Source organism: SAR202 cluster bacterium (genome assembly GCA_016872355.1).
In the GTDB taxonomy this organism is placed as follows: domain Bacteria; phylum Chloroflexota; class Dehalococcoidia; order Lucifugimonadales; family VGZY01; genus VGZY01.
The window spans coordinates 1-9,915 of record VGZY01000097.1 but is presented as its reverse complement, the minus strand read 5'-3'; the positions used below and the strand labels follow the sequence as shown (position 1 = coordinate 9,915).

The 9,915-nt window shown below is 63.4% G+C and carries 8 protein-coding genes and 1 pseudogene; 6 read left to right on the top strand and 3 right to left on the bottom strand.

The window, feature by feature from the left end; all coding sequences use genetic code 11:
* Window positions 1-220: 220 nt before the first annotated feature.
* Genes FJ319_13840 through FJ319_13820 form a run of 5 tightly spaced genes read left to right on the top strand, consistent with a single transcriptional unit; the run spans window position 221 to window position 5,700 of the window.
* Window positions 221-1,765 carry a hypothetical protein gene (locus FJ319_13840; protein ID MBM3935350.1) on the top strand — a complete coding sequence of 515 codons (1,545 nt, stop codon included), beginning with the start codon at window positions 221-223 and terminating at the stop codon, window positions 1,763-1,765.
* Window positions 1,766-1,780: 15 nt separating this feature from the next.
* Window positions 1,781-2,314, top strand: a complete 534-nt coding sequence (locus tag FJ319_13835) for a polyketide cyclase (GenBank protein ID MBM3935349.1) — start codon at window positions 1,781-1,783, stop codon at window positions 2,312-2,314.
* 6 nt (window positions 2,315-2,320) lie between these two features.
* Entirely contained in the window at window positions 2,321-4,003 is a 1,683-nt protein-coding gene (locus FJ319_13830) for a hypothetical protein (protein ID MBM3935348.1), read from the top strand.
* Window positions 4,004-4,018: 15 nt separating this feature from the next.
* Window positions 4,019-4,534, top strand: a complete 516-nt coding sequence (locus FJ319_13825) for a hypothetical protein (GenBank protein MBM3935347.1) — start codon at window positions 4,019-4,021, stop codon at window positions 4,532-4,534.
* Between the two features lie 23 nt (window positions 4,535-4,557).
* Window positions 4,558-5,700, top strand: a complete 1,143-nt coding sequence (locus FJ319_13820; protein MBM3935346.1) for a hypothetical protein — start codon at window positions 4,558-4,560, stop codon at window positions 5,698-5,700.
* Between the two features lie 44 nt (window positions 5,701-5,744).
* On the opposite strand, the gene FJ319_13815 is transcribed toward FJ319_13820, so the two are convergent.
* From FJ319_13815 to FJ319_13805, 3 genes are all read right to left on the bottom strand, one after another.
* On the bottom strand, window positions 5,745-6,629 hold the full coding sequence (locus tag FJ319_13815) for a flap endonuclease (protein MBM3935345.1): 885 nt from the start codon (window positions 6,627-6,629) through the stop codon (window positions 5,745-5,747).
* 35 nt (window positions 6,630-6,664) lie between these two features.
* Window positions 6,665-7,069, bottom strand: a complete 405-nt coding sequence (locus FJ319_13810) for a hypothetical protein (GenBank protein ID MBM3935344.1) — start codon at window positions 7,067-7,069, stop codon at window positions 6,665-6,667.
* Window positions 7,070-7,162: 93 nt separating this feature from the next.
* Window positions 7,163-7,588, bottom strand: a complete 426-nt coding sequence (locus FJ319_13805) for a dihydrodipicolinate synthase family protein (GenBank protein ID MBM3935343.1) — start codon at window positions 7,586-7,588, stop codon at window positions 7,163-7,165.
* Window positions 7,589-7,754: 166 nt separating this feature from the next.
* Here FJ319_13805 and FJ319_13800 point away from each other — a divergent pair.
* Window positions 7,755-9,761: pseudogene (locus FJ319_13800) on the top strand (hypothetical protein).
* Window positions 9,762-9,915: the final 154 nt, after the last annotated feature.

Below are 9,915 nucleotides of genomic sequence, written 5' to 3'. Positions count from 1 at the left end.
CCCCTCCAGAACAAGGTTCAGTATCTGTGCTCTCTTCGCTTCTCGCTCGGTCAAATGTAGTCCTCTCATGGACTGACATATTCACTGAGCAGTTACCTACTGACAATATCACTGAGCAAAGACACGTACGGATCCGTTCCTTGACCGGCCGCATCACCGCGCTTATACTGCGCGGCTGTAGGAAGGGCGCGTTCCTGTTACCGGACGCGCGGGGACCAGGGTGTCTACGCCGCCTCCATACGGGATCATATACAACTGGGACGGTGCGCCGCACGCCTATTCGGAAGTGCCGCAGTCCATGGACGACCTGCTGCGCCACGTCTATGCGCCGCTGGCGGGAACGCAGGTGGGCGCGCTCTTCTGGTGCGTGGGCGAGCACCAGGCGCGGTGGAAAAGCGCCGTGCTGGAGATGGTGGGAGAGTTCACCAACCGGCGGTACGAAAATGCGCGCGACTACATCTATGCCGAGAACATCCTGGCGATGCTGGAGCGCGGGGAGGACCCGCAGGCGGCGATTGTCCGCCGCGGCCGCGAGATGGGGTTGCACGTCTACTTCTCGGTGCGCGTGAACGACAACCACTTCGGGACGCTGCAGCCGGAGGACCTCCGGTCGCACCCCCTCCACGGGGAGCTGACCAGGATGCGCGTCGATCACCCGGAGTGGCTGCTGAGCAGCCGCGCTCCGAGGCGGTTCGGCGCTTCGTGGGACCTCTCCGTGCCGGAGGTCAGAGCCAACAGGCTGGCGCACATCGAAGAGGTGTGCCGGCTGTACGACTGGGATGGCATTGAGCTTGACTGGCAGCGGCACGCTTTCCACTTTCCGGCGGGCCACGGCCACCGGATGATGTACGCGCTCACGGACCTGCAGCGCGCGGCAAGGAAGGTCACGCGCGCGCTGGGGGTGAACCGCGGCAGGCCATATTACCTCGCCGCGCGGGTCTCCGGCAGCATGGAGCAGTGCCGTCGGATAGGGTATGACCTACCCACGTGGGTCCAACAGGGACTGGTGGACATCCTCATACCGGCCGCCGGAGGCGCGGCGACGGACCCTTCTATCAACCTCGCAGAGTTCCTGGATCTCTGCCGGGGCACGGACGTGCAGGTCTACCCTGGACTTGACTCCGGGCTGCCCATCAGGCAGACATGGCCGGAGGACGAGCGCACGCGCGACGTTCTGCGGACGCGCGCGATTGCGGCGCGGTACCATCGCGACGGGGCGCGCGGCATCTATGTGTTCAATTGGCACGCCAACGCCGAGTCCAGGCGAGCCCAGCTTACGGAGATTGGGTCTCCGGAGACACTGAGAGGCAAGGACAAGCTCTACGCCGCGACGCACTATTACGACCGCGAGGACCTTTACAAAGGTGATGCCCTGCGCGGGGAAGTCCCGGTGGCGCTTGTAAGGACGCTGACCGGCGACGGCCCTTCGTTTACCATTGACATCGCCGAGGACGGCGGTGCGGCGCCGCTGGACACCGTTGAGCTTCGCGTGCGGCTGGACCAGTGGGTGAAGGGCGATTTTGTGAGAGTGTTTTGGGACGGGCACGAGCTTGACGGCGCGACCGTGCGGTACGAGCCCGCGCGACGGCCTGCACTGGGCGACGTGAGCGCGGTGTCGTGGCACACGTACGCGCTCACACCAGGTCAGGCTGGGCCCGGCGAGCACCGGGCGCGGGCGGTTATGGAGCAGCGCAACCCGCGAATCGCGAGCGACATCGTGTTAACTGACGTTGAGGTCCTGGTCCGGTATCATTCCGGCGCGTAACAGAGCGAGGACTTGATGGCGGCGAACGACTACAATTTCCTGACTACCTGGCGGGTGCAAGGCACTTGCGAAGAGGTCTACGAGGTACTGAAGGATGCTCCCGACCTCGTCCGCTGGTGGCCTGCAGTTTACCTGGATGTGAAAGAGGAAGCGGCGGGAGACGCCGAAGGCGTGGGCAAGGTGGTAAGCCTTCATACGAAGGGATGGCTGCCGTACCGGCTCAAGTGGAAGTTCCGCGTAACCAGGGTGACGAGGCCGAGCGGGTTCGCGCTCTCTGCCTGGGGAGACTTTGTTGGGGAAGGCGTTTGGACCTTTACCCAGGATGGGGACTGGGTAAAGGTGCAGTACGACTGGAGAATTCGAGCGGACAAGCCCCTTTTGCAGCGGTTTTCGTTTATCATGAAGCCCGTGTTTGCGGGTAACCACCGCTGGGCGATGGCGAGGGGAGAGGAGAGCCTGAAGCTCGAACTTGCACGAAGGCATGCGAGGAGTCTCGAGGAGCGCGCCGCTGTGGCGCCCCCGCCGGGTCAGAGGAAGGGACGGAGGTAGGTCTGAATGGCAGCAGTATACCCATCGCCGGAGCTGGCAGCGGCCATGCGGCGCCGCGAGGAATCGGAGATACGGGCGCGCGCCGCTCGCCGCGTGGCGGCAGTGCTTGCCCTGGTGGCCGTGATGGCCGTCTACCCGTTCATCTACTTCGGCATGTATGCGGGCGACGCTGAGATACACCTCGTATATGGCGAGAGCGCAGCGGAGGGGCGGTTCTTCGAGTTCAACCCGGGCGAGAAGTCATCCGGAGTGACCAGCGTCGGCTACATGCTGCTGCTCGGCCAGGTATTCCGGTTTGTGCCCATAGAGAATGTGCCGATGGCGGTGAAGCTGCTCAACATTGCCGCCTGGTACGGCGTCGTGGCGCTTACGTTCCTGATCGGGCGCAAGCTCATCGGCGACAGGTGGGCGCTGGCTGCTGCGCTGGTTGTGGGTGTGATGCCAGGCTCCGTCTACAACTCCACGATAGGGATGGAGAACGGGCTGTTTGCGCTGGCGGTCCTGGGTGCCATCTACGCGATGATGCGGGTCAAGTGGCACGCGATACACGAGGAGACGCCGTTCGAGGGGGAGATGCTGGTTGGGGCGCTGCTCGCGCTGTGCGTGGCAATCCGCCCCGAGGGACTGCCGTTCGCGGCCGTTGTGTTCGCATACCGTCTCTTCCTCCACCGGCGCACCGCGCGGCAGGTGTCGACGGTCGTATCGAAGGCCATTGTGCCGGCGCTCCCGCTCATTGCCGTGACGGCGGCGCTGGCGTGGTTCCATTACTCGCACACCGGCGAGTGGATTCCGGGCTCGGCCGTCTCGCGGGTGACACTCTCGGCGACGGACGCAATACAGGTTGGGCCATTCTGGTTCAACCTGAAGTTCGTCGTGAGGATCCTCCAGTACCTGCCGCTCACGGCCTTCTTCCTCGTCGGAAACCGGGTGGTCTGGAAGCGCTCGTGGTGGTCCGGCTACCGGATCGAGGGGCTCCTGATAGTAAACTTCTGGGTGTTCTTCTTCCTGTACAGCACGGTGCTGGGCTCCCTGCACCTGGCGCGGTACATAACCTTCCTCATGCCAATGATGGTGCTCGTGGCGGCTGTTGCGGCGCGGTGGAAATGGAACGAGCTGCGGCTCAACGGGCCAAGGTGGCTCAGGGCGCTCAGGACTCCGGCGTTCGTGCTCGCGTGCCTGTTCATCGCTGCCGTGTTCACGGTTGAGACGGTGGAGCGACTTGGGCTGGGCGCGCGCGACGAGCTATGGAGGGCGATGCGCGCTCCGGCGGAGCGCCAGGCGTACAGCGACGCGCTCCTCAAGGGGCTGGACAACCCATCTACCCTGCCTGTCTCGATAGCGTACCAGGAGGTCCAGGTGCGCTACTGGCTGGACGACCGCTTCGTCGTGCGCTCGCTGGATGGGCGGACCGATAGCCTGCTAATGAAGTATGAGCATAATGGGAACTACGACCACGCCGGATACATAAAAGAGCGCGGCGTGCAATACGTTGCCGAGCTTGTGAACTACAACCGCGACCCCGCAGTGTGGGCGCTCACGGACCTTGGCCAGTGGAGGCTGCGGCCGGGGCAGGGGATTGAGCAGGGTGGCGTGGCTTTTCTGCTGCTCGAGAACGGGATGTTCCAGGTGTTGGACAGGATACCGGTCCCGGACGACATATACAGGTTCGACCTGGCGCCGAAAGACTGATACGGAGGGTCCTAATTGGTTGACGGTCCCGCGGCAGAGGCAAGGGTAGTCAAGACGCTTGAAGGGCTGGGAATCCCGTACGAGATACTGCGCATTGATCCAGCCTATGCGGACACCGTGGTGTTCTGCGAAAAGTACGGTTATGAAGTAGGCGACTGCGGCAACACGATCATTGTCGCGGCGAAGAAAGAGCCGAAGCAGTACTCGGCGTGCATCGTGCGGGGCTCGGACAGGCTCGATGTTAACAAGGCCGTAAAGCGGCTGATGGGAGTCTCGCGGCTCTCTTTCGCGTCCGCGGATGAGACCAGGGAGCTGACCGGCATGGAGATCGGCGGGGTGACCCCGTTCGATCTGCCCGCAGGCGTGCCTATCTATGCCGATGCGAAGCTGATGCCGCTCCAGTTCGTCATCCTTGGTTCCGGCAGCCGCGCATCGAAGGTGAAGATATCGCCGGAGGTGCTCCGGCGAATCCCGGGAGCGCAGGTGATCGAAGGTCTGTCGCTGGAGCCGAAAGAGCAGGGGGCGTCCTAGCGCCCCAGCAGGAGTGTCCAGTCATGCGCGTAATATCGTCCGGATATATGCACGATTCACGGGGCGCTCCGTTCCCCAAGCGTTCAGCGGCGTTCACCGACATCTTCCTGGCGAGCAATGGGGAGCTCCTGGCATCCTTCCGGCTGGGTAGTGAGCGGGAGTCTCTGGACGGGCACGAGGTGGTCTACGCCAGCAGCGACGGCGGCAAGACGTGGTCGCTACGGTGGGACGGGTTCGAAAAAGGGATGTGGGCGGATGGGACGCCGGGTGAAATAAAAACGTTCTCCATTGCAGAGCTCACGCCCGGAGTCCTGACGGCGACAGGCTTGTGGGTGGACCGCACCGATCCCTCGCTGCCGTACGTGAGCCCCCGGACACAGGGCATTCTGCCCATGCGGATATACCACTCCGTCTCCCGTGACGGAGGCCGGACGTGGACAGGGCGCAAGCGGATGAAGACGGACCCACATGTTGGCGCGTCTCCCAACACCCACGCCATACTCAAGCTCGCCAACGGCGTGCTGGCGCAGCCTTACGAGCACTGGAAAGAGTACGACGACGAGTCGCAGGCGAAGCAAGGCACCGAGCTGCGCCTTTCCCACGACTTCGGCAGGACGTGGCCGGAATACGTGACTGTTGCGGCGCACCCCAAACAGGCCCTGTACTACTGGGACGTTCGCTATGCGCAGCACCCCGGTACAGGGCAGCTCGCGGCGATGTACTGGACACACGACTCCGCAAAGCAGCAGGACGTTGACTCACACATTTCATGGGGGACGCCGGACGGCAGGGAGTGGACTACTCCCGTGGCGACGGGCCTGCCTGGGCAGCATACGCAGCCCATCGCTCTTGGTGGGGACAGGCTGGCGGCGGTATATCCCGTCCGTCGCGGGCCAAGGCCGGGAATAGCGATGTCCCTTAGCCGCGACTTCGGGAAGACGTGGGACCGTTCACACGACCTGGCGGTGTACGACAGCGCGGATGGCGAGGAGGCCGGGGCCAAGGGGCCGCGTCCGCAGAAAGAGCTGTGGGACGACATGATAGCCTGGCGCTTCGGCCACCCTCGTGGAGTGCTGCTTCCCGACGGGACGGTGCTGGTGGTCTTCTACGCCGGCGACAACACGTTCAAAAGCGCGCGATGGGCGCGGGTGGATGTTGGTAGTTAGTAGTAGGTAGTTAGTAGTTGGCAAGAAGGGGACCGGGCCGGTTGCTAACTGCCATTCTCCGCCCACTTGACGGGGGCGTCCTTGAGGCGCTGGAGACCCAGATCTTCGCACAGGGCGATGAATTCTGCCCGGCGAACGCCGCGCCAGCGGAGGTCGTCCAGCGACTCCTGGAGGGGCACGTCGTACCGTAGCGTCGCGAGCTTCTTGAAGAGCATCGCGTCCGCCCGGCTTGCCCGCAGGCTGTCGGCCATCGACTGTGCCCCGCGGACACGCACGTCCCACAGCAGCGGGTTGTCCTGGATGGCCTCTATTGTGCCGAAGCGGCGGAGCACTGGTGCAGTTGACTTCGCTCCCCAGCGCGCGACGCCGGGGAAGCCGTCCGCGGAGTCGCCGATAAGGCCCAGGTAGTCCGGGATCGATGCGGGCGGGACGCCGAACTTCTCGATCACCGCCGCCTCGTTCAAGACGATGTTCTGCCGCCTGTCCAGGCACACGATCTTGTCGCCACGCACGAGCTGGCAAAGGTCCTTGTCGGGCGAGCATACCACCACTTGCTCAACCTGCGGGTCGGCATGCCATCGCGTAGCGGCGGTAGCAATTGCGTCGTCCGCCTCGAACTCCACCATCGGCCACACCACCAGCCCCAGGGCCGCCGCGGCGCGTTCGGCGAGGGGGAACTGCGCCAGCAGCTCGGGTGGGACGCCGGCGCTCGTCTTGTAGCCGGGATAGAGGTCATTCCGGAACGACTCTATGACGTGGTCGAATGCCACCCCGACGTGCGTCACCCCAGGTTGTTTCAGCAGCGCCAGCAGCGTCTGGATGATGCCTCTGGTTGCGCCGACGGTGCGGCCGTCCGGCGACTTCGCAGGCGGCGTGCCGAAGTGCGCACGAAAGAGCTCGTAGGTGCCGTCGACGAGGTGGATGTTCACTGTTTGCTCCTTGCCGGGCGTGTAAGCCGGATTGGCTATCTGAGGCTGTCCTCGAGCGCGATTATCCCGTCCAGCACCTCTTGCGTGAGGCGCTCGTGGTGGGCGTCGAACGGCAGGATTGGATCGCGGCACTTTGCGGTCTTGAAGATGCCGCGGCGGACGCAGTATCGCTTCAGGATATTCAGGGAGATATCCAGGTGCTGCTGCTTGAAGGCAACGAACGGCAGGGTGGCGTTGAACAGGTCGATCGCCTCCTTGCGGCGGCTGGCGCGGTGGAGCTGCATAACTTTCACGAACGGCCTGTTGACGCTGGCGGTCGTGAGGAAGTGCGCGCCCCGGTCGAGCGATTCGATGAGCTGCGGCAGCGACCAGCCGACGCCGATGCAAAGCTGCCCGCCGGTTGCCTCGGCGAGCTGCGTGAGCTTGTATCCGGCGGGCACGGTCTACAGCTTCAGGCAGCGGTAGCTATCGATCTCCTGCCAGAGCTCAAGGTGAGCGTCCAGCGGCATCCCGTAGCCGTTCCAGTGCAGGTCCTACACCATGAGCATCGTCATCCGGGCCTTCGCAACTTCGTGCAGGTAGGCCTTCACCTTCACTTTGTCGTCAATTATCGGGATGGGCACTGAGCAGAGAATGCCCGCGGCCCCCTGGGCCATGCCGTATTCCGCCAGGCCTCGGGACTGCTTCGCGTCCGGGTGGCTGGCGCCGATCACGACCGGGACGCGGCCTTTGACCTGGGAAATAACCCTGACTGTGAGCTGCTTTCGCTCATCCTCTGTGAGCTTGTTTACTTCGCTGGCGACGGCGGGGACGATGAAGCCGGCGACGCCGTCCTTTATACCATGCTCGACCTCGCGCTCGAGGGACGCGAAGTCGATGCTGCCGTCGTCGTTGAACGGCGTGAGGACGATCGGCACGACGCCGATGAGTGGGAACAGGGTCTTCTTGCTTGTGCTCATGCGGTCACCTTCAGGATTTGTGTGAGTGTAAATTCAGCTATGCCGGGTGTCAATGCGAGTATTGACATGGCGCACCGGCGCGCGTAACGTGCCACACGTTGTGCCGCGACCGGACCCCTGGTCGCCGTAATCCCGAAATTCAGGATAGTGCCAAATGGTAAACACGATGCCCGAAATGCCGAATATCAAGGCGACGCAGATAAAATCGCCGCCCACCTGGGCGATCCTAGAGCGCAGGCTGATGACGCTCATGGAGCAGGGCGCTTTTGCCCTCCGTAAGAAGTACTTCGAGCCCAACGGCGCGCCCCTGTGGGCGGACGACGTGGACGATTTTTATGAGCAGTGCTACAACTGGGGCCTCTTTTACGCGATGGGCGGGGACGAGCGGCTGCGGGACTATGCAATGCAGAACTGGGAGACCGCGACCAGGATCTGCAGCCAGGGCATCACCCACCGCACGGAGACCCGGTTCAGGCAGAACATATACCGTGAGTACTATAGCCTGGACCACCCCGGCGACGCCGAGTGGCACCACAAGGGCGAGGGCAACATGGCATGGTACGACTTCGGCGTCGCCATGCCGGACAATACGGAGAACGTCCGTCGTGCTCGGAGGTTCGCGGACCTCCACACCGGGGACGACCCTGAAGCACCCAACTACGACAAGAAGCACAAGGTCCTGCGCTCGCCCGCGCAGGCCAGCGACGGGCCGTGGCACAAGGCGAAGCTCGTCACGGTCATGACGCTCCTACACGGCGGCAACCCGGAGAAGACGGGGATGTCGAAGTGGGTGCCCAAGCCGCAGGGCATCCGCGCCAGCCTGTGGCCCATCATGGAGCCGGAGATCGGCTGGTGGAAGGACCCGAAGAGGGCCGAGGAGGTCATCAAGGCATTTGAGCACATCGTGCTTGATTGCGACTCCGCAAACAACCTGGCGGCCGCGGCCCAGGTCACTGACGCATACCTGTACACCGGCGATCCCAAGTACAAGCAGTGGGTGGTCGAGTACGTTGACGCCTGGATGGACCGCATCAAGCAAAACGGCGGGATCATTCCGGACAACGTAGGGCCGACCGGGAAGCCGGGCGAGCACCGCAACGGAGTCTGGCACGGCGGCTTCTACGGCTGGGGCCACTACCAGGGATTCAACATCATGTTCCACGGCATGACCATCGCGGCGGAGTGTGCGCTGCTGCTGACGGGCGACATGAAGTACGCCGACCTGCTGCGTTCCCAGACGAAGGTGCTGGTGGACAACGGCTTCAAGCTGCCCAACGGCCAGATCATGACGCCGACTCGGTACGACCAGAACGACTGGGACCTGAACATGGAGCCGCACGGCTCCTACACCGGGCCCGCTCCGGTCCGGGCGCAGGAGCTGGTGCACCTGTACCACATGACCCTTTCGCAGGACGACCACAACTTCGTGACCTCCATCAGGGTCCAGGACGTTGTGCGCGACTGGAACACCTTCAACAACAGCAAGGGCTACGAGAAGAACAGCGGCGAGATCGAGCTGGCGCGCTTCCAGTACTACGACGGGAAGAACCCCAACTGGCCGGACCAGGTGCTCTCCGCCGAGTACGGGTGGGTGCTGGAGCAGTTCAACAGGGTGATGGACGAACGCAGGACGACCGAGCAGCTGGTCAAGGATAACGAGATCGCCCCGACGGTTGTGCACACGAAGGCGCTGTCCTAGGTTATGCTTGGCGCGCCGCAGGCAGTGTACAACGGCGGCCTGCTGAGGGCGACGGTGCGCTATTATGACGCTGACCGCCGCCGCCCGGGTCTGCCACAGGACGTGGCGGCGCTCGTGGATGAGATCAAGGCCGACAAGGTTGGCGTGCAGCTCGTGAACCTCAGCCGCACCGAGACGCGCTGGCTGATCGTACAGGCTGGAGCGTTCGGGGAGCACAGCTTCACGGACGTGAAATTCCAGGATGAGACTGCCGAGGGCAAGAGGGGCTCGAACGTCAGCTCTTCAGACCGGTCGGTTAGCGTCAACGGCAAGTATTTCACAGTAGAGCTGCCGCCCAATGCGTCCATCCGCGTGGAGGCCGGAATGAAGCGCTTCGCGAACCAGCCGAGCTACGCGTTCCCGTGGCACGGCGGCAAGGTGCCGAACCCGTTTGCCGGCGACCCGGAGAAGTCGATTCCGTACGACAAGAGGTAAAACGCGAGAGTCTTACAATTCTTTCCTTCGGTCTAACGGCCTTGTAAGATAAAAAGAGACTGGCTGATGTATAAAATGTGAGATAGCGCGGCAGGCCGATCAGGCCTTGGTCCGACATTGTCGAGACCGTCCTTCAGCGAGGCCGCCGCGCAAA